This is a genomic window from Pseudomonas sp. UBA6315 (assembly GCF_002438125.1).
Classification (GTDB): Bacteria; Pseudomonadota; Gammaproteobacteria; order Pseudomonadales; family Pseudomonadaceae; genus Aquipseudomonas; species Aquipseudomonas faucium.
In genome coordinates this window covers 38,864-60,618 of the sequence record NZ_DJTF01000096.1, presented here as the reverse complement: position 1 = coordinate 60,618, position 21,755 = coordinate 38,864, and the positions used below count along the sequence as shown (strand labels likewise).

Genomic DNA, 21,755 nt, shown 5'->3' with positions numbered 1-21,755 from the left:
CTGGAAGGCAAGCAAGCCGGTGACGAACTGGAAGTTGCCATCGAGCCGGAAGACGCTTACGGCGAATACCTGGCCGAGCTGGTCAGCACCCTGAACCGCAGCCTGTTCGAAGGTGTCGACGAGCTGGAAGTCGGCATGCAGTTCCACGCCTCGGCGCCGGACGGCCAGATGCAGATCGTCACCATCCGCGACATCGACGGCGACGACGTCACCGTTGACGGCAACCACCCACTGGCTGGCCAGCGCCTGAACTTCAAGGTCAAGGTCATCGACGTGCGTGATGCCAGCGAAGAAGAAATCGCTCACCGCCACATCCATGGCGAAGGTGGCCATCACCACTGATTTTCTGCGCTAAGCTCAGAAAGTCGCCAGGCGCTCGGACAAGCCGGCTTGCCTCCCCCAGGGAGGTGCACGGCTTGGATGAGCGCCTTTTTAGTGGGCGCGATTCGCCCTTGCGGCAACCGGGAACCTGAGAGGGGATTTCAACATGAGTGCATTCCACGACCTGACATTGAAGGCGCTGAATGGCCAGGACCTGCCCCTGGCACCGTTCAAGGGCCAGGTGGTGCTGGTGGTCAATGTCGCCTCCAAGTGTGGCCTGACGCCGCAATACGCCTCGCTGGAGAAACTCCAGCAGCAGTTCAAGGGCAAGGGCTTCAATGTGCTGGGCCTGCCCTGCAACCAGTTCGCCGGCCAGGAGCCTGGCAGCGAAAAGGACATCCAGGAATTCTGCAGCCTCAATTACGGGGTGAGCTTCCCGCTGGGCGCCAAGCTCGAGGTCAACGGCCCGCAGCGCCATGCGCTGTACCGCTTGCTGGCAGGCGAGGGGGCGGAATTCCCGGGGGACATCAGCTGGAACTTCGAGAAGTTTCTGGTAGGCAAGGATGGGCGGGTGCTGGCGCGCTTTGCCCCACGCACGGCGCCGGATGACCCGACGGTGGTGCAGGCCATCGAGAAGGCCCTGGGCTGAGCAGGTGGGGCCGCTTCGCGCCCCAGTCGCCGGCAAGCCGGCTCCCGCACGGAGCCGGCTTGCCGGCGATACAGCAGAATCACTCAAATCAATGATGCTGGGCTCAGCCACCCGCTGCCCCTAACCTCAGGCGCATTTCCTCCCCAGACGGAAGCGCCCATGTCCACCAATCCGCTGTTCCAGCCCTTCACCCTCGGCGCACTCGAGCTGCCGACCCGCGTCGTCATGGCGCCGATGACCCGTACCTTCTGCCCCGGTGGCGTGCCCCACGCAGGCGTGGTCGATTACTACCGTCGCCGCGCCGCTGCCGGCGTGGGCCTGATCATCACCGAAGGCACCACGGTCGCGCACAAGGCCGCCAACGGTTACCCCAATGTCCCGCGCTTCCACGGCGAAGATGCCCTGGCCGGCTGGAAGCAGGTGGTCGACGCGGTGCATGCAGAAGGCGGGCGCATCGTGCCGCAGCTGTGGCATGTGGGCGCGGTGCGCCGCCTGGGCACCGAGCCGGACGCCAGCGTGCCGGGCTACGGGCCGAGCGAAAAGCTCAAGGACGGCCAGGTCATGGTGCACGGCATGAGCCACGACGATATCCGCGAAGTGATCGCCGCCTTCGCCCAGGCCGCCCGCGATGCCCAGGCCATCGGCATGGACGGCGTGGAAATCCACGGCGCCCATGGCTACCTGATCGACCAGTTCTTCTGGGCGGCCAGCAACCGCCGCGACGATGAATACGGCGGCGACCTGGCCGGCCGTTCGCGCTTCGCCATCGAGCTGATCCAGGCGGTGCGAGCGGCGGTAGGGCCAGACTTCCCGATCATCTTGCGCTTCTCGCAATGGAAGCAGCAGGACTACAGCGCCCGCCTGGTGGAAACCCCTGAAGAGCTGGCTGCGTTCCTCAAGCCGCTTGCCGACGCGGGTGTGGATATCTTCCACTGCTCCACCCGGCGCTTCTGGGAGCCGGAGTTCGAGGGTTCGCCATTGAACCTGGCCGGCTGGGCCCGCCAGCTGACCGGCAAGCCGACCATTACCGTGGGCAGCGTGGGCCTGGATGGCGAGTTCCTGCAGTTCATGGTCGACACCGACAAGGTGGCCAAGCCAGCCAGCCTGGAAGGCCTGTTGCGCCGCCTGGGCGATGAGGAATTCGACCTGGTGGCCGTTGGCCGGGCCTTGCTGGTGGACGCCGAATGGGCGCAGAAGGTGCGCCAGGGCCGCGAGGCCGACGTGCTGCCGTTCAGCCGCGAGGCGCTGGCGACCCTGGCTTGATGGCCAGGGCAGGGTCTGCCACCTGGCTGCCGGCGGGCAGCGCGTGGCAGGCGTTGCTCAGGTGCATTTCGAACTGCTCGACGATCGCCGGCCAGCCTTGGCGGCTGGCGTGCTGGCGCGCGTTCAGGCGCACCCGGCGCAAGGTTTCGCCTTCTTCGAGCAACCAGCAGGCCGCATCGATGAAGGCGGCCTGGTCGCCCGGCATGGCCAGGGCACCGCTGTGGCCATGGCGGATATGCTGGGCGGCGGCGGCTTCGTCGTAGGCGACCACCGCCAGGCCTGAGGCCATGGCTTCGAGCACCACGTTGCCGAAGGTTTCGGTCAGGCTCGGGAACAGGAACAGGTCGCCACTGGCGTAATGCTCAGCCAGTGCCTCACCCCGCTGCACACCACAGAAAATCGCCTCTGGCAGTTGCTGCTCGAGGGCCGCCCGTTGCGGCCCGTCACCCACCACGATCAAGCGCATGCGCTGCTGTGGATAAGTTTTCTGCAGTGCCGCCAGGCACGGGCGCAGCAGCGCCAGGTTCTTCTCCGCAGCCAGCCGCCCGACATGCACCACGGCAATGTCATCCGCGCCCAGCCCCCAAGCCTCGCGCAGCGCCTGGCTGCGCCGCGCCGGGCTGAACAGGCAGGCATCGACGCCGCGGGCCATCAGGGCCAGGCGCTCGAAGCCGCGCCGTTCCAGCTCCAGGCGTTGGCTGGCGCTGGGCACCAGCGTGGCGGCGGTGCGCCGGTGAAACCAGCGCAGGTAGTGGGTGAGCAGCCGCGCCAGCAGCCCCAGGCCATATTGGCCGGAATACTGTGGGAAGTTGGTGTGGAAACCGCTGACCACCGCCACCCCCAGGCGCCTTGCTGCGCGCAGCGCGCTGAGCCCCAGCGGGCCTTCGGTGGCGATGTACAGCACATCCGGGCGCTGCTTGCGCCAGCGGCGCAGCAAACTGTGCATCGACACCTCGCCCCACTGCAGGCCGGGGTAGCCGGGCAGCGCCCAGCCACGGCAGAGCAGCAGCTGCTGGTCGTTATCCACAGGCGCCTCGCCCGCCTGGCGCGGCCGCACGATCTCCACGTGATGGCCACGCTGGCGCAGCCCCTCGCTCAGGCGGCCAAGGGTATTGGCCACCCCGTTGATCTCGGGTGGGAAGGTCTCGCTGACCAGGGTGATGCGTAGGGCAGGTGTATTCATGACAAAAAGTTTCCGCCCGCTGCATTGCGCACAAGTGACAGCCATGTGACGGGCAGATGACGCCTGCTTTCCGGCAGTTTCAGCGGTGTGAATATTTCCTTTCAAGCTGCTCAAGAAGTGCTGCCAGGCAGCCGATGAAGATGCATTCGATCAGGTGATGCGCTCCGGGAGAGCGGTAATGTTCAACAGCAAGCTCAAGAAAGAAATCCAGCAACTGCGTGAAGACCTGTGGTCCGTGGAACAGGTCAAGAGCAGCCTGGACAGCGAAATGCTGGTGCTGCAGCTCGATCCCCAGGGGCGTATCGAGGAGGTCAACGGCAATTTCGAGAAAGAGATGCTGTACCGTGCCAAGCAGCTGATCGGGCGCAACATCGAAGACATCGTGCCCGCCCACGTGAAGAAGCTCGACTTCTACCAGCGCATGAAAAGCGCCATCACCCGTGGCGAGCACCTCAATGGCGCGTTTCGCCTGCTGCGCGGCAATGGCGAAGAGGCCTGGCTGCGCTCCATCCTGCAACCGGTGAAGACCAGTGACGGGCGCATCAAGCATTTTTCCATGCACTCCAGCGACCTGACCCGCACCATCGAAACCTCGCGCGAGCACGAGAGCCTGATCAAGGCGCTGATGCGCTCCACCGCGGTGATCGAGTTCAACCTCGAAGGCCAGGTGCTGACCGCCAACGAGCGCTTCCTGCAGTCGGTGGGCTACAGCCTGGAGCAGGTGCGCGGCAAGCACCACCGCCTATTCTGCGAACCGGAAGAAGCCAATTCGATGGCCTACCAGGCGTTCTGGGACAAGCTGCGCCGCGGCGAGTACGTGGCCGACCGTTTCAAGCGCGTCGATGCCCATGGCCGCACGGTGTGGCTGGAAGCGTCCTACAACCCGATCTTCGATGCCCATGACGTGCTGTACAAGGTGGTCAAGTTCGCCACCGTCATCACCGACCAGGTCAACCAGGAACAGGCCGTGGCCCAGGCGGCCGACATCGCCTACACCACCTCGCTGGAAACCGACGACAGCGCGCGCAAGGCCACCGATGTGGTGACCCAGACCGTGGAAGTGATGCGCGGCCTGGAAGGCTCGATGCAGGACGCCGCCGAAGGCATCCAGGCGCTGGACAAGCAGTCGAAAGTGATTGGCGCGATCATCAAGACCATCAGCGACATCGCCGGCCAGACCAACCTGCTGGCGCTCAACGCGGCCATCGAGGCCGCCCGCGCCGGCGAGCAGGGCCGTGGCTTTGCCGTGGTCGCCGACGAAGTGCGCCAGCTGGCTTCACGCACCAGCAGCGCCACCGAGGAAATCGCCAAGGTGGTGCAGCAGAACGAGCAGCTGGCCCAGGCCGCGGTGGACATCATCGACACCAGCAAGCGCCAGGCCGAACAAGGGCTGGCGCTGGCGGCGGATACCGGTGGGGTGATCGTCGAGATCCAGGAAGGGGCGAAGAAGGTGGTGGATGCGGTGGGGCAGTTTTCCAGTCAGCTGAATCACTGATCGGCCATCGAAGGGGGCAAGGTCAACAACGCTGACCTTCCGGGCAAACGGGTTTATCAGGTGCGTTCCCGCACCCAGAACAACGTAGCCCCGGCGACCGCTGCGGGCATCATCAGCACGTTCACCCCCGGAATCATCAGCGCCAGGTAGGTGATGCCGCCAAAGCCCAGCGACTGCCAGCGCTTCTGGCGCAGCCAGGCGAGCATGTCCTGCCAGCTCATCTTGTTGTTGTCCGCCGGGTAGTCGATGTACTGGATGGCCATCATCCACACCCCGAACATCAGCCACAGCGGCGCGGCGATCACATTGACCACCGGGATGAACGACAGGATGAACAGGCCGATGGCCCGTGGCAGGAAGTAGCCGAGCTTGCGCATCTCGCGGCTGAGGGTGCGCGGCACCATGGCTGCCAGCTCAGCCCAGCTGAAGGCCGGGAAGTTGTCCTGGCCACGCACCACCACCTCGACCTTCTCCGCCAGAAAGCCGTTGAACGGCGCGGCGATGATGTTGGCCACCAGGGTGAAGGTGAAGAACACCATCAGCACCAGCAAGGCGACGAACAGCGGCCAGAGGATATAGCTGAGAAAGCTCAGCCAGCTGGGCAGGGTCGGCATCAGGGCGTCGAGCCACAGGCTGAACTGGTGCCCGGCGAAGTACACCAGGCCGCCGAACAGCAGCAGGTTGATCGCCAGCGGCAGCAGCACGAACAACCGCAGACCGGGGCTGAGCACCAGTTTCAGGCCTTCGCGCAGGTACTGGGGGCCAGAGAGGACAGGGGCTTGCATCGACACGCTCCGAACAGAAGGGAAAACGCGCTGACCTTACCGAGTTTGCCGCTCCGACGAAAGGCAGGTGATCATGAAGAAACCACCTGTAACAAATGCCATAGAGCGGTTTTACCCTGATGAAAATCCTTATATAGACGATGCCTATGAGGTGGATTGTCGAAGGATATTTCCTTAATCTCTGCCACCTCGCTACAGTGCGCTCAACTTTCCGCTTTCTGGGCCTGCGCGTTGTAGCCTTCCCCAAGTGCTGTGTGGGCCCTTTTTAAATTTCCTGCTGGCGCACCCGGTATCCCGATGCCGGCCTCTGCGGCCCGCTCGACAGGAGTTCGACATGTCTGAAGTACGTCATTCGCGCGTCATCATCCTCGGTTCCGGCCCTGCCGGTTACAGCGCCGCGGTCTATGCTGCCCGCGCCAACCTCAAGCCGCTGCTGATCACCGGCATGCAGGCGGGCGGCCAGCTGACCACCACCACCGAAGTCGACAACTGGCCGGGCGACCCCCACGGCCTGACCGGCCCGGCACTGATGCAGCGCATGCAGGAACACGCCGAGCGTTTCGAGACCGAGATCGTCTTCGACCACATCAACGCCGTCGACCTGGCCAACAAGCCCTACACCCTGCAGGGTGACAGCGGCAGCTACACCTGCGACGCGCTGATCATCGCCACCGGCGCCAGCGCCCGCTACCTGGGCCTGCCATCGGAAGAAGCGTTCATGGGCAAGGGCGTTTCCGCCTGCGCCACCTGCGACGGCTTCTTCTACCGCAACAAGCCGGTGGCCGTGATCGGCGGCGGCAACACTGCCGTGGAAGAGGCGCTGTACCTGGCCAACATCGCCAGCAAAGTGACCCTGGTGCACCGCCGCGATACCTTCCGCGCCGAGAAGATCCTGGTCGACAAGCTGCACGCCCGTGTGGCCGAAGGCAAGATCGAGCTCAAGCTCAATGCCACCCTGGACGAAGTGCTGGGTGACAACATGGGCGTGACCGGTGCGCGCCTGAAGAACAACGACGGCAGCAGCGAAGAAATCAAGGTCGACGGCGTGTTCATCGCCATTGGCCACACCCCGAACACCTCGCTGTTCGAAGGCCAGCTGACCCTGAAGGACGGCTACCTGGTGGTCAACGGCGGCCGTGAAGGCAACGCCACCGCCACCAACGTCGAAGGCGTGTTCGCCGCAGGTGACGTAGCTGACCACGTTTACCGCCAGGCCATCACCTCGGCAGGCGCCGGCTGCATGGCGGCGCTGGATGTGGAGCGCTACCTGGACGGCCTGGCCAACGCCTCGTTCTGATCCAAGCCCCATGAAAAAACCGGCCCTCTGGCCGGTTTTTTCATGGGTGGATTCTGCTGTGCCTGTTCAAAGGCTCAAGCGCATCGACAGGTCCACTGCCTTCACATCCTTGGTCATGGCACCAATGGAGATGTAGTCCACACCGGTCTCGGCAATCACCCGCAGGGTGCTCTCGGTCACCCCGCCACTGGCTTCGAGCTTGGCCTTGCCCGCCGTGATGCGCACCGCCTCGCGCATTTCATCCAGGCTCAGCTCATCGAGCATGATGATGTCGGCCCCGGCCGCCAGCGCCTGGCGCAGTTCGTCCAGGCTTTCCACCTCGATTTCCACCGGCTTGCCCGGCGCGATGCGGTGCGCTGCGGCCACGGCCTCGGCCACGCCACCGCTGGCGGCGATGTGGTTTTCCTTGATCAGGAAGGCATCGAACAGGCCAATGCGGTGGTTGTCGCAACCGCCGCAGGTCACTGCGTACTTCTGCGCCAGGCGCAGGCCAGGCAGGGTCTTGCGGGTGTCGAGCAGGCGCACCTGGGTGCCGTCCACCATGTCGGCTAGAAACCGCGCCCGGGTGGCCACGCCCGACAACATCTGCAGGAAGTTCAGCGCACTGCGCTCGCCGCTGAGCAGCGAGCGTGCCGGGCCTTCGAGGTGGAACAGCGCCTGGTTGGCGCGGGCACGGTCGCCGTCGGCCACCTGCCAATGCACCGCCACCCGCGGGTCGAGCTGGCGGAACACCGCATCGACCCAGGCAGTGCCGGCAATCACGCAGTCTTCGCGGGTAATGATGGTGGCCTTGGCCAGGCGCTCGGCGGGGATCAGCTGCGCGGTGATGTCGCCACTGCCAATGTCCTCCAGCAGCGCGCGGCGCACGTTGGCTTCGATCTCGGCGGTCAGGTCGGCAAGGCGTAGGTTCGGCATGGTCGGCTCCACAAGCAAGATGCCGGCGATTATAGGGCAGGGGGCCGGCGTGTACAGCGGCCTTGCCACTGACCTTTGGTCAGGCCGTCTGAGCATTTGCGGCAAATGCAGGTCTTTAACCCCGCCTACGAAGTGATGCTGGCAGCTGTCAGCTTTTTTACCGATAATGGCGCCTACTATTTGGCGTCATAGCTTTGACGATGCTTCGCCCCATCGCACATTACCCAGCAAGGAGTTCGGGATGCAGAAAGAAGGCAAGGTGGTGCCCTTGGCGGCCGCCATCGATCGAGGGGCACGCACGCCTCTGCCTTGCCTTCCGGTGCTGCTCCTGCAGGTGCGCGACAAGGCTGCCCTGCAATTGCGCCAGGGCCTGCAAGCCTTGTTCGACAATGCCGACGACACCCTCTTCGAGATGGCCGACAAGGCGCTCGACCGCTACGACCAGAACCTCTACTTCGAAGCCATGCGCGACCTGCGCCTGAAGCGCAAGTGCATCGAGCGCGGCTTTCTCGACACCTTCTACGACACCTTCGCACGCATCGGCCAGGCCGACCCGCTGGGCGAGGCCGACAGCCTGGGCAACAAGGCGCAACGCGAACGTGAAGCGGCCGTCGAGGGCATGGTCGCGCGCGTGCTGTCGCGTGACGGGCTGGCCCTCGAGCAACTGGGCCTGCGCTTGCAGAGCCTGCTCGAGCGGCCCTTCGGCGAGCGCCGCAACCCGCTGGGGCCTGCCGCGCTGTGCGGCTACTTTCTCGATGCCGGGCGCAACCTGGGCGTTGGCCTGCGGGTCAAGCTGATCCTGCTCAAGCTGTTCGAGCGTTATGTGCTGCGCGACATCGACGTGCTGTATGGCGAGGCCAACCAGTTGCTGGCCGCCGCTGGCGTGCTGCCCGAACTCAAGCCGGCGCCGCGCCGGCGTGCCGACGACCGGCGCCTGGGTACGCGGCGCATCGCCGACAATCTGCCGGCCGACGAGGCCATCGGCGCAGACAGCGCCGGCCAGGCCTTCATCGCCTCGATGCAGGTGCTCCTGGCGCCGACACGCGGGCGCATCGCGCCGCGCCTGCAAGCCCATGCCAGCGCCCAGCCGATCAATACCGCCGACCTCCTGCGCCTGCTCTCGCACCTGCAGCGCTACGTGCCTGCCACGCTCGAAGAGGATGATTTCGAGCTGGGCCAGCAGCTCGAGCAGTTGCTGCTGCGGGTCAGCGTGCGCAGCGGCACGCGCCGGCGCATCGCTGGCGCCGATGAAGACATGATCAACCTGGTCGGCCTGCTGTTCGAGTACATCCAGGCCGACGACAACCTGCCGCCGAGCCTGCGCACGCTGCTCGCGCGCCTGCACATTCCGCTGCTCAAGGTGGCGCTGGTCGACCACGGCCTGTTCAGCCGCGCCAGCCACCCGGCGCGGCGCCTGCTCAACGAGATCGCCGCCGTGGCGATCGGCTGGGACACCGCTGGCGAAGGCCTGCGCGACAGCCTGCACGTGCGCGTCGAGCGCATCGTCCAGCGCCTGCTCGATGACGGCTCGCAAGCCCCGGCACTGTTCGCCGAGCTGCTGGAAGACTTCCTTGCCTTCAGCCACGACGAGCGCCGGCGCAACGAACTGCTCGAACAACGCACCCGCGATGCCGAAGAGGGCCGCGCCCGCACCTTGCAGGCCCGCCAGCAGGTGCAGCAGGCGCTCAACCAGCGCCTGCACGGGCGTGTGCTGCCCCAGGCGGTGGTGCAGATGCTGGTGCAGGCCTGGAGCCAGGTGTTGCTGCTCGCCCTGCTCAAGCAGGGCGAAGCCTCCCAGGAGTGGCGCAACGCCCTGGCGACCATGGATACGCTGCTCGCCAGCATCACCCCGCACCCCGAGCCCCAGGCCCTGCTGCAGCAGGTGCCCGGCCTGCTCAAGGCGCTGCGCGAAGGCCTGGCCGGGGTGGCACTGGATTCGGCGGCCACGCGCGAATTCTTCCTGCAACTGGAGCAACTGCACCTGCGTGCGTGCGCGCCTTCGCCCTGGCCGGCGGGCGATGCCGAGCCTGCATTGGCAGAGGTGCGGGTGGCCGAGGAAATCGTCCTGGCCATCGCCGAGGAGCCGGCCTGCGCGCCGCTGCGCCCGCTCGACGAACAGGCCGCGCAATCGCGCATGGTGCGGCGCCTGCGTATCGGCGCCTGGGTCGAGGTGCTGGATGATGACGAGCCGCTGCGCTGTAAGCTGGTGGCCCGCATCGACAGCAGCGACCGCCTGGTATTCGCCAACCGCACCGGCATGAAGGTGCGCGAATGGAATAGCGCCGGCCTGGCCCAGGCCCTGCGCCTGGGTGAAGTGCGCCTGCTGGATGACGGGCTGCTGTTCGAACGGGCGCTGGAGGCCGTGCTCGATGGCCTGCGCCAGCAGCAGGTGCACTGAAGGCTGGTAGCCCACCGGCATTACAATGATTCACATGCAAAGCGCAGCCTGCGCAGGGCATACTGCCGTTCTGTACCGGCGCTTTTCAGGATCTGCCCCATGCTATTGGACCGTGCCACTGGCTGGTTCCACGGAAACGGAATCACCCACTGCCCCTCGCCGAACTTCAATGCGCGCCCCGAAGGCGAAGCGATCTCCCTGCTGGTGATCCACAACATCAGCCTGCCGCCCGCCTGTTTCGGCAGCGGCAAGGTCCAGGAATTCTTCCAGAACCGCCTCGACCCCGACGAACATCCCTACTTTGCCAGCATCAGCCACCTGACGGTTTCGGCGCACCTGTTCGTCGAGCGCGACGGCGGCGTCACCCAGTTCGTGTCGCTGCTCGAACGTGCCTGGCATGCCGGGGTCTCACGCTTCGACGGGCGCGAGGGCTGCAACGACTTTTCCATCGGCATCGAGCTCGAAGGCACCGATGACTTGCCCTACACCGATGCCCAGTACGCCGTGCTGGCGCAACTGACCCAGCACATCCAGGCGGCCTGGCCGGCCATCGACCAGCGCCGCATCCAGGGCCACAGCGACATCGCCCCGGTGCGCAAGACCGACCCCGGCCCGGCATTCGATTGGCCGCGCTACCGCGCCGCTGTGACGGACAACGAGGACAAGGCATGAGTTTTCTGGTGTTGATGCTGGCGCTGTGGGTCGAGAAGTTCTCGGCCCTGCGCCATCAGGTGCAACGCGATGGCTTCTTCCTGGGTGAGCTGGTGCGCCTGGAGCGCAGCGGCAAGGTGCACCCCTGGTGGACCCTGGCCATTCTGGTGCTGGCCCCGGTGGCGCTGCTGGCATTGCTGCTGCACGTGCTCGACCCGGTTGCCTATGGCTTGCTGGCCCTGCCGGTGCACCTGCTGGTGCTGATCTACAGCCTCGGCCGTGGCGACTTCAAGGCCTCGCTCGGGCCGTTTCGCGATGCCTGGCGGCGCGGCGACGAGCAGGGCGCGCTGCACGTGGCCGAGCGCGACCTGGGGCTGGCGGCCGACGAGCCGCACAGCTTGCTGGTGCGGGTACAGGGCAACCTCTTGTGGCAGGCCTACCAGGGCTTTTTCGCGGTGATCTTCTGGTACTTCGTGCTCGGCCCGGGCGCTGCACTGGCCTATCGCCTGCTGGCGTTGACCGCCGAGCACAGCGGCCAACCGGCGCTCAAGGCCCGCGCCGAACAGCTGCGCCATGTGCTGGACTGGCTGCCGGTGCGGGTGCTGGCCCTGAGCTTCGCCCTGGTGGGCAACTTCCTGGCGGTCACCCGGGTCATGCTGCACGAGCTGCTCAACTGGCATATCAGCGCCGCGCACCTGGTGGCCAGGGTCGGGCGAATTGCCGACGACATTCCTGAGCAGGAAGAGAGCCAGCGCGGCCTGGGCCGGCTGGACAGCCTGTGGGACCTGCTGCTGCGCTGCGCCGTGCTGTGGTACGCCGGCTTTGCCTTGTGGACGGTGCTGGTCTGAGCCCTCCCGCGAGGGGCGCTTAACCTTAAGTTACAAACCTCCGGTTCGAACTGCGCTATACAGGGTGGCCTAGTGCTACCCCTTGTAGAACAACAAGAATCCTTGGAGGTGCCCGTGAAGCGTTCGCTCTACCCGGCCATTGCACTGATGAACCGGCTGAGCTTCGGCCAGAAGTTCAGCCTTGTCAGCGTCCTGTTCTTCCTGCCCATGCTTGGCACCAGCACCTACCTGGTCCTCGATGCCTATCGGCAATTCCAGTTCACCCGCGCCGAACTGCAGGGCATCGGCCCGCTGAGCAGCAGCCTGGCCCTGCGCGGCGACCTGGAAACCCTCGGCAACCTGGTGCAGATCAATGTGGTGCTCGGCCAGTCCGGCCAGGCTGTCGACCTGGAATTGCGCATCGCGGCCCTGCAGGACAAGGTCCAGGCACAGCTTGCCGCGTTGAAGGGCGGCGAGGCCGTGCCGCAGGCCAAACTCGAAGAACTGGCGGGCGCATTCATCGCCGCACGCAGCGAAACCTCCCTGCTGAGCAAGGCTGCGTTGTTCGACAAGCTGCTGGCCCAGGCCCAGGTGTTGAGCAGGCAGGTCGCCAACCAGTCGGGGCTGAGCCAGGACAGCCAGGCCTCGGTGCGCCAGCTGAGCGAGTTGATTGGCGTGGCAACGGCGCAAGTCACCCAGAGCCTGGGCGAGGGGCGTGCGCTGGGGGCCGCGGCGTTGGGCCGGGGGTTCATCGACTCCTCCGGCAGTGCCCGTTTCGAAGATTTGCTGCAACGCCTGGAACGCCTGGCCGTGGATTACGCCATGCGCCTGGACGACGCGCTGGCCGCCGACCCGGCCGCCAAGGCTGCCCTGGGCAGCGCGGCGCAGGCCAGCGAGGCGACCGTCAAGCAAGCGGCGGCCTTGTTCGAGGACCGCGTGGTGGTGGCTGAAACCCTGGATGCGCCCTGGCCCGCCTTCTACCAGCAGGTGAGCGAGCTGATGGCCCAGACCTACCGCCTCAATGAGGCAGTGGTTGGCCATCTGCAGGGGCAACTGCAACAGCGCCTGGGCGAGCAGCGCTGGCGCATGATTGCCCTGGTCACGCTGCTGGCGGGTGTGTTTGCCCTGATCGTCTACCTCTACAGCGGCTTCTACGTCTCCACCCGAGCCACCCTGCGCAAGCTGGGCGGCGCCATGGGCAAGGTGGCGGCGGGGGACATGACGGTCAGTTTCCACGCCCACAGCCGTGATGAACTGGGCGAGCTGGGCCGGGATTTCAGTGAAGCCGTGCAGCGTATCCGCGGCCTGATCGACCAGGTCGGCCGCACCGTGGTGGCGGTCGAGGAGCAGGCCGGGCAGGTGCTGGCGGTGTCGACGCGCAGCAACCAGGCGGTCAGCGGCCAGCGTGAGCAGATCGAGCAAGTGGCCACGGCGATGAACCAGATGAGCGCCACCGCCCAGGAAGTGGCGCGCAGCGCGGCGCTGGCCGCCGACGGCGCGCAGCAGGTCAACCATGAAAGCGCCAATGGCCGCAGCCTGGTGGAAAGCCAGCAGGGCAGCATTGGCCGCCTGGCCGGTGAAATCGACCAGACCGTGCTGGCGATCAACCAGCTGGCCACCGACAGCCAGGCGATCGGCCAGGTGCTGGAGGTGATCCGCAGCATTGCCGAGCAAACCAACCTGTTGGCCCTCAATGCCGCGATCGAGGCAGCCAGGGCGGGTGAACAGGGCCGGGGCTTTGCCGTGGTCGCCGACGAGGTACGCACCCTGGCCCGGCGGACCCAGGACTCGACGGCGCAGATCGCGCAGATGATCCAGCGCCTGCAGGAGGGTGTTTCTGCCGCTGTGCGGGCGATGGGCAGCAGCCATCAGATGGCGGCGGCAACGGTGGATGAAGCGCGCCAGGTGCAGCAGGCGCTGGGCAACATCCTGGGGGCGGTGGGTGGGATCGTCGAGCAGAACCAGCAGATTGCGGCGGCGGTCGAGCAGCAGACGGCGGTGGCCCATGATATCGACCGCAACATCGTGGCGATCAACCGGGCGGCCCAGGACACCACCCAGGGCGCCTGCCAGACCGAGGATGCCAGCCGGGCGCTGTCGCAGCAGGTGGTGGAATTGAAGCGGATGATCGGGGCGTTCAAGGTCTAGGTGGGGGCAGTGCCGGCCCTATCGCCGGCAAGCCGGCTCCCACAGGGTCAGGTGGGAGCCTCTACCAACCAAACAGCTCACAGGCATTCTTGCTGCTGGCTTCAGCCAGGGCCTCTACCTCGACCCCCATCAACTCGGCCAACGCCCCGGAAATTTCCGGCAAGTGCTCCGGGCTGTTGCGCTGCCCGGCAAACATCGCCGGGGCCATGTCCGGCGAGTCGGTCTCCAGCACCACGCTCTCCAGCGGCAAGCGCGCCAGGGTCTTGCGCAACCGCAGCGCCTGCGGCCAGGTCGCCGCGCCGCCCAGCCCTAGCCGAAAGCCCAGCTTGATGTACTCGCGGGCCTCTTCGTAACTGCCGGCAAAGGCATGGATGACCCCCGCCCGCGCCGGCTTGTAGCGCTTGAGCGTGGCGATCACCTGGGCATGGCTGCGGCGCACATGAAGCAGCGCCGGCAAGGCGAAGTCGCAGGCCATCTGCAGCTGCGCCTCGAACAGCGCCTGCTGGCGCTGCTTGTCGAGGTCTTCGAGGTAGTAGTCCAGGCCGAACTCGCCCACGGCGCACAGCCGCGGGTCGCCGTGCAGGCGCTCCAGCCATTGGCGCAGTTGCACCAGGTGCTCGGGACGATGCTGCTCCAGGTACACCGGGTGCAAGCCCAGCGCCGCCTGTACGCTCGGCTCGGCGCAGGCCAGGTCCCACACCCGCTGGAAATTGGCCTCGTGCACCCCCAGCACCACCATTCGCTGCACCCCGCGCGCCGCCGCGTTGGCCAAGAGGCGCGGGCGGTCGGCGTCGAAGTCGGGGAAGTCCAGGTGGGTGTGGGTGTCGATCAGGCGCATGTTGAGCCTGCAGTGATGCGTTGCTTGAAGGTGCGGCCAATGGCGTGCACGCCGGGCTCGTAGCGTTTTTCCTCGATCGCGGCCAGGGCCAGCTCCAGTGCGGTGGCGGCGATCAGGCCATGCTGCTGGGCCATGGCGTTGACCGGCAGCGGCAGGAAGTCGAGCAGCTGGTTGTCGCCGAAGGTGCCCAGTTGCAGCTGGCGCGAATCGGCCGGGCGCGCCTGCAGGGTGTCGAACACCCCTTGCAGCAGCACGTAGGAGGTGGTCACCAGGGCATCCGGCAGCCCGCCCAGCTCGTCGATCAGTTGCTGCATCAGGCGCTGGCCGCATTCGCGGCTGAACGCTTCGCCCTGGTAGCGCCGCACGTCACCGGCAAACCCTTGCAGGGCCTCGTCGAAACCACCGGCGCGGGCCTGGCTGACCGACAGCTCCGGGCGTGCGCCGATCAGGGCGATGCTGCGTGGGGCGGTGACGAGCAAGCTGTCGGCCAGCTGGCGGCTGGCATCGCGGTCGTCGCTGATGACCGAGCAGAAGTGCGCCGGGTCCAGGCGCCGGTCGATGGCGATCACTGGCAGGCCTTTGTCCTGCAGTTCGCGGTAGCTGTCGTCTTCGGGCGGCAGGCAGCTGGCGACGAACAGCGCATCGCAGCGCCGGGCGCGGAACAGTTGCTGCAATTGGCGCTCGCTGTCTGGCTGGTCGTCACTGCTGGCAATCAGCAACTGGTAGCCACGGGCGCGGGCGCCCTGTTCCAGCTGCTTGGCGATGCGGGCGTAGCTGGGGTTCTCCAGATCCGGGAGAATGAAGCCCAGGGTGCGGGTGTGCCGGCTGCGCAGGCCAGCGGCCTGCGGGTTGGGCGTGAAGCCGTGGGCCTCGACCACCGCGCGCACGCGCTCGACAGTGCTGTTGCTGATGCGCTGCTGTTCAGCCTTGCCATTGATGACGTAACTGGCAGTGGTCACGGACACACCGGCCAGACGGGCGATATCGCTGAGTTTCACCGAATTTTCCTTGTTATTACCGGGGCTGATCGTGGGACAGGACCGAGTAGTTTGACCCGGCCAGGCTGCCACGCGCAGACGACCATTGTCGCAATTGTCCGACAGGATGGGGCTTTTTCCCCGGAAGATTATCGAGTAACGTGTCCGCTTGGTCAGGTTAAACGTTTCAGCTAAAAATTTTCTGCCGCCGCTGCCGTTCATGCGCAGCCGTTGAACTGGCTGAAAGCGCGAATTTCACAACAATACCTCAGTACCCGGCATTTATCGCCAAGGGGCTGCAAAAGGAGAAGGTCATGCTCGAGCTCGCCAAAGAGCAGATAGCCATGGGCCAGACGGCTGTCGACAAAGCCGAGGCCCTGCGCCTGCTGGCGCAGCGGCTGGTGGCCGACGGCCTGGTCGCCGACGGCTATCTGCAAGGCCTGCAAGCCCGCGAGGCGCAGGGTTCCACCTTCCTTGGCCAGGGCATCGCCATCCCCCACGGCACCCCGCAGACCCGCGACCTGGTGTTCGCCACCGGGGTACGCCTGCTGCAGTTCCCCGAGGGCGTCGACTGGGGCGACGGCCAGCGGGTGTACCTGGCCATCGGCATCGCCGCCCGCTCCGACGAGCACCTGCGCCTGCTGCAACTGCTCACCCGCGCCCTGGGCGAAACCGACCTGGCCGAAGACTTGCGCCGGGCAAGCTCCGCCGAGGCGTTGCTCAAGCTGCTGCAAAGCGCACCGCAGGAACTGGCCCTGGACGCGCAGCTGGTCGGCCTGAACCTGCCCGCCGAGGACTTCGACGAACTGGCCTGGCGCGGCGCACGCCTGCTGCAACGCGCCGGTTGCGTCGACAGCGGCTTTGCCGCCGTGCTCCAGCAGGCCGAGCCGCTGCCCCTGGGCGAGGGCCTGTGGTGGCTGCACAGCGAGCGCCAGGTACGCCAGCCGGGCCTGGCCTTCGTCACCCCGCAGCAGCCGCTGCGCTACCGCGACCAGCCGCTGAACGGGCTGTTCTGCCTGGCCAGCCTCGGCGCTGCGCATCAGGCGCTGCTCGAGCGCCTGTGCGAAGTGCTGATCGAGGGCCGTGGGCAGACGCTGTACCAGGCCACCAGCAGCCGCGCCGTGCTCGAAGTGCTGGGCGGCGAGGCGCCGGCTGACTGGCCCAGTGCGCGCATCGCCCTGGCCAACCCCCATGGCCTGCATGCCCGCCCGGCGAAGATCCTGGCGCAACTGGCCAAGGGCTTCCAGGGCGAGATTCGCCTGCGCCTGGTGGACAGCGCGCAGCCGGCGGTGTCGGTCAAGAGCCTGAGCAAGCTGCTCAGCCTGGGGGCCAGGCGCGGGCAAGTGCTGGAGCTGAGCGCCGAGCCGTCCATCGCCAGCGACGCCTTGCCGGCGCTGCTGGCGGCCATCGAACAAGGCCTGGGCGAGGAGGTCGAGCCACTGCCGGCCACCGCAAGCCCAGCAGCGCCACTGCCGGCCGAAGCCCTGCAGGCCCCGGCCGCAGGCAGCCGCATCCAGGCGGTAGGCGCGGCACCGGGCATTGCCAGCGGGCCGGCGCATGTCTGCGTGGAACGTGAAATCGACTACCCCCTGCGCGGCGAATCGCCCACGCAGGAGCGGCACAAGCTGCAGCAGGCCTTGGAAGTGGTCGGTAGCGACCTGCAAGCGCTGGTGCAGCGCAGCGACAAGGCCATTGGCGAGATCTTCGTCACCCACCAGGAAATGCTCGCCGACCCGGCCCTGAGCGACGATGTCGAGCTGCGCCTGGCCCAGGGCGAGAGCGCGCCGGCGGCGTGGATGGCAGTGATCGAGGCGGCCGCGCGCCAGCAGGAGGCGTTGCATGACGCGTTGCTGGCCGAGCGTGCCGCCGACCTGCGCGATGTCGGCCGTCGCGTGCTGGCGCAGTTGTGTGGCGTGCAGGCCCAGGCCGAGCCCGAGCAACCTTATGTGCTGGTGATGGCCGAGGTAGGCCCTTCCGATGTGGCCCGGCTGGACCCGGCGCGGGTCGCCGGCATCGTCACCGCCCATGGCGGCGCCACGGCCCACAGCGCGATCGTCGCCCGGGCCCTGGGCATTCCGGCGGTGGTCGGCGCGGGGGCGGCGGTGCTGCAGCTTGCAGCCGGCACCCCGCTGCTGCTCGATGGCCAGCGCGGAACGCTCAGCGTGGCGCCGCCGGCCGCCGAGTTGCAGCGTGCGCTGGCCGAACGCGACCAGCGTGAACAACGCCTGCAAGCCGCCTGGGCCGAGCGCCACGCGCCGGCCGTCACCCGCGACGGCCACGCCGTCGAAGTGTTCGCCAACATCGGCCAGAGCAGCGGCATCGACAAGGTGGTGGAGCAGGGCGCCGAAGGTGTCGGCCTGCTGCGCACCGAACTGTTGTTCATGGCCCACCCCCAGGCGCCGGATGTGGCCACCCAGGAGGCCGAGTACCGCCGCGTGCTCGATGGCCTGGGTGGGCGGCCGCTGGTGGTGCGCACCCTCGATGTGGGCGGTGACAAACCCTTGCCCTATTGGCCGATCGCCGCCGAGGACAACCCGTTTCTCGGCGTGCGCGGGGTACGCCTGACCCTGCAGCGGCCGCAGATCATGGAAGACCAGCTGCGCGCCCTGCTGCGCGCCGCCGACCAGCGCCCGCTGCGGATCATGTTCCCCATGGTCGGCCAGGTGCACGAATGGCGCGAGGCGCGGGCGATGGTCGAACGCCTGCGCGCGGAAATCCCGGTCGCCGACCTGCAACTGGGCATCATGGTCGAGGTGCCGTCCGCGGCGTTGCTGGCGCCACAGCTTGCGCGCGAGGTGGACTTCTTCAGCATCGGCACCAACGACCTGACCCAGTACACCCTGGCCATCGACCGTGGCCACCCGAGCCTTTCGGCCCAGGCCGACGGCCTGCACCCGGCGGTGCTGAGCCTGATCGACGTGACCGTGCGCGCCGCCCATGCCCAGGGCAAGTGGGTGGGCGTGTGCGGCGAGCTGGCCGCCGACCCGCAGGCGGTGGCGGTGCTGTTGGGGTTGGATGTGGACGAGTTGAGCGTGGCGGCGCGCAGCATTGCCGAAGTCAAGGCACTGGTACGCCAGGCCGATCACCAGACGGCCCGCGCCCTGGCGCGCGAGGCCCTGCAACAAGACAGCGCCGCAGCGGTTCGCGCGCTGGTGGAGCGTTATTGAATGGCCAAGATCCTGACCCTGACCCTGAACCCGGCGCTGGACATCACCGTCAGCCTCGACACCCTGCGCCCCGGGCTGGTCAACCGCGCCCACGAGCAGCAGACCCATGCTGCCGGCAAGGGCCTGAACGTGGCCCAGGTGCTGGCCGACCTGGGGCACAGCGTGACCGTCGGTGGTTTCCTTGGCCAGGGCAACCTGCAGCCATTCGAGGCGTTGATCGAGCAGCGCGGGTTCGTCGACTGCTTCGTCCGCGTGCCGGGCGAAACCCGCAGCAACCTCAAGCTGGTGGAGGCCGATGGCCGCGTCACCGATATCAATGGGCAAGGCCCGCAGGTCGATGACGCTGCCTGCGCAGCGCTGCTGCGGCGCTTGCAAGCGATGGCGCCAGGGCATGACGCGGTGGTGGTGGCCGGCAGCCTGCCGCGTGGCATCAGCCCCGAGTGGTTCCGCCTGTTGCTTGAGCAACTGAAGGCGCTGGGCCTGAAAGTTGCCCTGGACAGCAGCGGCGAAGCCTTGCGCGCCGGGCTGCAGAGCGCGCCGTGGCTGGTCAAGCCGAACACCGAAGAGCTGGGCGAGGTACTGGGACTGACCGTGAGCAGCGACGCCGAACAGCGCGCCGCGGCCGAGCGGCTGCTGGCCAGTGGCGTGGAGCATGTGGTGGTGTCGGCGGGCGAGCAGGGTGTCAGCTGGTTTGCCGCAGGCCAGGCGCTGCACGCGCGGCCGCCGCAGGTGCGCGTGGCCAGTACCGTGGGCGCCGGCGATTCGCTGGTGGCGGGCATGGTCCACGGCCTGCTGCTGGGCGAACCCGCTTCTCAGACCCTGCGCCGTGCCACCGCCATCGCTGCCCTGGCGGTGACCCAGGTCGGCTTCGGCATTGCCGACCCGCAACACCTGGCGCGCCTGCAAGGCGCCGTGCAACTGACAGAACAACAAGAGGGTTGCCGATGAACATTGCCATTGTCACCGCCTGCCCCAACGGCCAGGTGTCCAGCGTGCTGAGTGCGCGCCTGCTGGCCGCCGCCGCCCAGCGCCGCGGCTGGAAAACCTGCGTCGAAGTGGTGGATGCCGAGCATCCCGAGCGCCAGCTCAGCGCCGCGCAGATTGCCGAGGCCGACTGGGTGCTGGTGGTCAGCACCGGCCAGATCGACCTGGGCCGCTTCAGCGGCAAGCGCGTGTACCAGAGCACGCCGGCCGAAGCGCTGGCCGACCGCGAAGGGTTTCTCGACCGCGCGGCAGTCAATGCGCAGGTGCTCGCCGGCGCGCCCACTAGCGCCCAACCGGTGGCGGCCGTGCGCCTGGTCGCCGTCACCGCCTGCCCGACCGGCGTGGCGCACACCTTCATGGCCGCCGAGGCCCTGCAACAGGCCGCGCAGCAACTGGGCTATGCGCTGACCGTCGAAACCCAAGGCTCGGTCGGTGCGCGCAACCCGCTCTCGGCGCAGGCCATCGCCGAAGCCGACGTGGTGCTGCTGGCCGCCGACATCGAAGTGCCCACAGCCCGCTTCGCCGGCAAGCGCATCTACCGCTGCGGCACCGGCATCGCGCTCAAGCAGGCGCGGGCAACCTTGGACAAGGCGTTGGCCGAAGCCCAGGTCGAAAGCGCAGGCGATGCCGCGCCGGCTGCGGCCAAGGCCGAGAAGGCCGGGGTCTACAAGCACCTGCTCACCGGCGTGTCGTTCATGCTGCCGATGGTGGTGGCCGGCGGCCTGCTGATCGCCTTGTCATTCGTGTTCGGTATCGAGGCCTACAAGGAGCCAGGCACCTTGCCCGCCGCGCTGATGCAGATTGGCGGCGAGGCGGCGTTCAAGCTGATGGTGCCGCTGCTGGCGGGCTACATCGCCTGGTCCATCGCCGACCGCCCGGGCCTGGCGCCGGGCATGATCGGCGGCTTGCTGGCGAGCACCCTGGGCGCCGGTTTCATCGGCGGCATCGTCGCCGGTTTTCTCGCCGGCTACAGCGCCAAGGCGATCGCCCGCTGGGCACGCCTGCCCAGCAGCCTCGACGCGCTCAAGCCGATTCTGATCATTCCGCTGCTGGCCAGCCTGTTCACCGGCCTGGTGATGATCTACGTGGTCGGCCAGCCGGTGGCGGCGATGCTCGAAGGGCTCACGCACTTTCTCGACAGCATGGGCACCACCAACGCCATTCTGCTCGGCCTGCTGCTGGGCGGCATGATGTGCGTCGACCTGGGCGGGCCGATCAACAAGGCGGCCTATGCCTTCTCGGTGGGGCTGCTGGCGTCGTCGAGCTATGCGCCGATGGCCGCGACCATGGCCGCCGGCATGGTGCCGCCGATCGGCCTGGGCATCGCCACCTTCCTGGCCCGGCGCAAGTTCGCCCAGAGCGAGCGCGAGGCGGGCAAGGCGGCGTTGGCGCTGGGCTTGTGCTTCATCTCGGAGGGGGCGATTCCGTTCGCGGCCAAGGACCCATTGCGGGTGATCCCGGCGAGCATTGCCGGCGGGGCGTTGACCGGGGCGCTGTCGATGTATTTCGGCTGCAAGCTGATGGCGCCGCATGGTGGGCTGTTCGTGTTGCTGATACCCAATGCGATCAACCACGCGTTGCTGTACCTGCTGGCGATCGTGGCGGGGAGCTTGCTGACGGCGGTGGTGTATGCCGTGATCAAGAAGAGCGAGCGGGTGGAGCTGGCAGTGGCGCCGGTGAAAGGCTGAGGGGCCTCATCGCCGGCAAGCCGGCTCCCACAGGTACAGCGCATGCCTGAAGGCCTGTGTTTGCTGACGGCAGTGGTGCCTGTGAAGGGTTGAGGGCCTCATCGCCGGCAAGCCGGCTCCCACAGGGTAAACACAGGCCTTGAAGCCTGTGCTGTACCTGTGGGAGCCG

General features: G+C 67.1%; 17 protein-coding genes and 1 pseudogene. 13 read left to right on the top strand and 5 right to left on the bottom strand.

Annotated elements, in window-relative coordinates:
• The 3 genes from B3E94_RS12510 to B3E94_RS12500 form a co-directional block, all read left to right on the top strand.
• On the top strand, positions 1-342 hold a 342-nt coding region (locus tag B3E94_RS12510), incomplete at its 5' end, for an FKBP-type peptidyl-prolyl cis-trans isomerase (RefSeq protein ID WP_286913738.1).
• Positions 343-487: 145 nt separating this feature from the next.
• A complete protein-coding gene (locus B3E94_RS12505; RefSeq protein ID WP_176516837.1) occupies positions 488-970 on the top strand; it encodes a glutathione peroxidase in 483 nt (160 codons plus the stop codon).
• Between the two features lie 159 nt (positions 971-1,129).
• Positions 1,130-2,233, top strand: coding sequence for an NADH:flavin oxidoreductase (locus B3E94_RS12500; RefSeq protein ID WP_286913736.1), 1,104 nt, complete (start codon positions 1,130-1,132; stop codon positions 2,231-2,233).
• On the opposite strand, the gene B3E94_RS12495 is transcribed toward B3E94_RS12500, so the two are convergent.
• Entirely contained in the window at positions 2,202-3,416 is a 1,215-nt protein-coding gene (locus tag B3E94_RS12495) for a glycosyltransferase family 4 protein (RefSeq protein ID WP_236237857.1), read from the bottom strand. The two genes, B3E94_RS12500 and B3E94_RS12495, sit on opposite strands and share 32 nt — an antisense overlap.
• Before the next feature lie 178 nt (positions 3,417-3,594).
• Between B3E94_RS12495 and B3E94_RS12490 the strand changes: the two genes are divergently transcribed.
• Positions 3,595-4,911 (top strand): methyl-accepting chemotaxis protein, encoded by a 1,317-nt coding sequence (locus B3E94_RS12490; protein WP_286913734.1) that lies wholly within the window; start codon positions 3,595-3,597, stop codon positions 4,909-4,911.
• Positions 4,912-4,967: 56 nt separating this feature from the next.
• Here B3E94_RS12490 and cysZ read toward each other — a convergent pair whose 3' ends face one another.
• Positions 4,968-5,696, bottom strand: coding sequence for a sulfate transporter CysZ (gene cysZ / locus B3E94_RS12485; RefSeq protein WP_286913733.1), 729 nt, complete (start codon positions 5,694-5,696; stop codon positions 4,968-4,970).
• Positions 5,697-6,030: 334 nt separating this feature from the next.
• On the opposite strand from cysZ, the gene trxB reads away from it, so the two are divergent.
• The gene (gene trxB / locus B3E94_RS12480; RefSeq protein ID WP_286913732.1) at positions 6,031-6,993 is read left to right on the top strand and encodes a thioredoxin-disulfide reductase; all 963 of its coding nucleotides are present in this window, start codon (positions 6,031-6,033) and stop codon (positions 6,991-6,993) included.
• A gap of 66 nt (positions 6,994-7,059) precedes the next feature.
• Here the strand turns inward: trxB and nadC are convergent, their stop codons facing one another.
• Positions 7,060-7,908 (bottom strand): carboxylating nicotinate-nucleotide diphosphorylase, encoded by an 849-nt coding sequence (gene nadC, locus B3E94_RS12475; RefSeq protein ID WP_286913731.1) that lies wholly within the window; start codon positions 7,906-7,908, stop codon positions 7,060-7,062.
• Positions 7,909-8,149: 241 nt separating this feature from the next.
• Between nadC and B3E94_RS12470 the strand changes: the two genes are divergently transcribed.
• The 5 genes and pseudogenes from B3E94_RS12470 (at position 8,150) to B3E94_RS25585 (ending at position 13,932) form a co-directional block, all read left to right on the top strand.
• Positions 8,150-10,306, top strand: a complete 2,157-nt coding sequence (locus B3E94_RS12470; protein WP_286913730.1) for a DUF1631 domain-containing protein — start codon at positions 8,150-8,152, stop codon at positions 10,304-10,306.
• Positions 10,307-10,405: 99 nt separating this feature from the next.
• Positions 10,406-10,978: a 1,6-anhydro-N-acetylmuramyl-L-alanine amidase AmpD gene (ampD, locus tag B3E94_RS12465; protein ID WP_176516855.1), complete on the top strand. Its 573-nt coding sequence runs from the start codon at positions 10,406-10,408 to the stop codon at positions 10,976-10,978.
• On the top strand, positions 10,975-11,805 hold the full coding sequence (gene ampE, locus B3E94_RS12460; protein WP_286913729.1) for a regulatory signaling modulator protein AmpE: 831 nt from the start codon (positions 10,975-10,977) through the stop codon (positions 11,803-11,805). Before ampD ends, ampE begins: the two co-directional genes overlap by 4 nt.
• 147 nt (positions 11,806-11,952) lie before the next feature.
• Positions 11,953-13,074, top strand: a pseudogene (locus B3E94_RS25590) (HAMP domain-containing protein); the annotation flags it as partial.
• A 144-nt stretch (positions 13,075-13,218) separates the two neighbouring features.
• On the top strand, positions 13,219-13,932 hold the full coding sequence (locus B3E94_RS25585) for a methyl-accepting chemotaxis protein (protein ID WP_373876240.1): 714 nt from the start codon (positions 13,219-13,221) through the stop codon (positions 13,930-13,932).
• A 61-nt stretch (positions 13,933-13,993) separates the two neighbouring features.
• Here B3E94_RS25585 and B3E94_RS12450 read toward each other — a convergent pair whose 3' ends face one another.
• Both B3E94_RS12450 and cra read right to left on the bottom strand, forming a co-directional pair.
• A complete protein-coding gene (locus B3E94_RS12450; protein ID WP_286913726.1) occupies positions 13,994-14,770 on the bottom strand; it encodes a TatD family hydrolase in 777 nt (258 codons plus the stop codon).
• A complete protein-coding gene (gene cra, locus B3E94_RS12445; RefSeq protein WP_286913725.1) occupies positions 14,761-15,768 on the bottom strand; it encodes a catabolite repressor/activator in 1,008 nt (335 codons plus the stop codon). The genes B3E94_RS12450 and cra overlap by 10 nt, the downstream gene beginning before the upstream one ends.
• 293 nt (positions 15,769-16,061) lie before the next feature.
• Here cra and ptsP point away from each other — a divergent pair, with 293 nt between their 5' ends.
• From ptsP to B3E94_RS12430, 3 genes are read left to right on the top strand one after another with little or no spacing between them, the layout of a single operon-like run.
• The gene (gene ptsP / locus B3E94_RS12440) at positions 16,062-18,914 is read left to right on the top strand and encodes a phosphoenolpyruvate--protein phosphotransferase (RefSeq protein WP_286913724.1); all 2,853 of its coding nucleotides are present in this window, start codon (positions 16,062-16,064) and stop codon (positions 18,912-18,914) included.
• Positions 18,915-19,862, top strand: coding sequence for a 1-phosphofructokinase (gene pfkB / locus B3E94_RS12435; RefSeq protein ID WP_286913722.1), 948 nt, complete (start codon positions 18,915-18,917; stop codon positions 19,860-19,862).
• Positions 19,859-21,586, top strand: a complete 1,728-nt coding sequence (locus tag B3E94_RS12430) for a PTS fructose-like transporter subunit IIB (protein WP_286913720.1) — start codon at positions 19,859-19,861, stop codon at positions 21,584-21,586. Before pfkB ends, B3E94_RS12430 begins: the two co-directional genes overlap by 4 nt.
• The last annotated feature ends 169 nt before the right edge of the window (positions 21,587-21,755 follow it).

What these genes read in the sequence shown, in the direction of transcription:
- B3E94_RS12430 (WP_286913720.1), top strand. Translation starts at nt 19,859, where the DNA reads ATGAACATTGCCATTGTCACCGCCTGCCCCAACGGCCAGGTGTCCAGC.
- ampE (WP_286913729.1), top strand. Translation starts at nt 10,975, where the DNA reads ATGAGTTTTCTGGTGTTGATGCTGGCGCTGTGGGTCGAGAAGTTCTCG.
- pfkB (WP_286913722.1), top strand. Translation starts at nt 18,915, where the DNA reads ATGGCCAAGATCCTGACCCTGACCCTGAACCCGGCGCTGGACATCACC.
- trxB (WP_286913732.1), top strand. Translation starts at nt 6,031, where the DNA reads ATGTCTGAAGTACGTCATTCGCGCGTCATCATCCTCGGTTCCGGCCCT.
- cysZ (WP_286913733.1), bottom strand. Translation starts at nt 5,696, where the DNA reads ATGCAAGCCCCTGTCCTCTCTGGCCCCCAGTACCTGCGCGAAGGCCTG.
- B3E94_RS12450 (WP_286913726.1), bottom strand. Translation starts at nt 14,770, where the DNA reads ATGCGCCTGATCGACACCCACACCCACCTGGACTTCCCCGACTTCGAC.
- B3E94_RS12505 (WP_176516837.1), top strand. Translation starts at nt 488, where the DNA reads ATGAGTGCATTCCACGACCTGACATTGAAGGCGCTGAATGGCCAGGAC.
- B3E94_RS12490 (WP_286913734.1), top strand. Translation starts at nt 3,595, where the DNA reads ATGTTCAACAGCAAGCTCAAGAAAGAAATCCAGCAACTGCGTGAAGAC.
- B3E94_RS12470 (WP_286913730.1), top strand. Translation starts at nt 8,150, where the DNA reads ATGCAGAAAGAAGGCAAGGTGGTGCCCTTGGCGGCCGCCATCGATCGA.
- ptsP (WP_286913724.1), top strand. Translation starts at nt 16,062, where the DNA reads ATGCTCGAGCTCGCCAAAGAGCAGATAGCCATGGGCCAGACGGCTGTC.
- ampD (WP_176516855.1), top strand. Translation starts at nt 10,406, where the DNA reads ATGCTATTGGACCGTGCCACTGGCTGGTTCCACGGAAACGGAATCACC.
- B3E94_RS12495 (WP_236237857.1), bottom strand. Translation starts at nt 3,416, where the DNA reads ATGAATACACCTGCCCTACGCATCACCCTGGTCAGCGAGACCTTCCCA.
- B3E94_RS25585 (WP_373876240.1), top strand. Translation starts at nt 13,219, where the DNA reads ATGAACCAGATGAGCGCCACCGCCCAGGAAGTGGCGCGCAGCGCGGCG.
- B3E94_RS12500 (WP_286913736.1), top strand. Translation starts at nt 1,130, where the DNA reads ATGTCCACCAATCCGCTGTTCCAGCCCTTCACCCTCGGCGCACTCGAG.
- nadC (WP_286913731.1), bottom strand. Translation starts at nt 7,908, where the DNA reads ATGCCGAACCTACGCCTTGCCGACCTGACCGCCGAGATCGAAGCCAAC.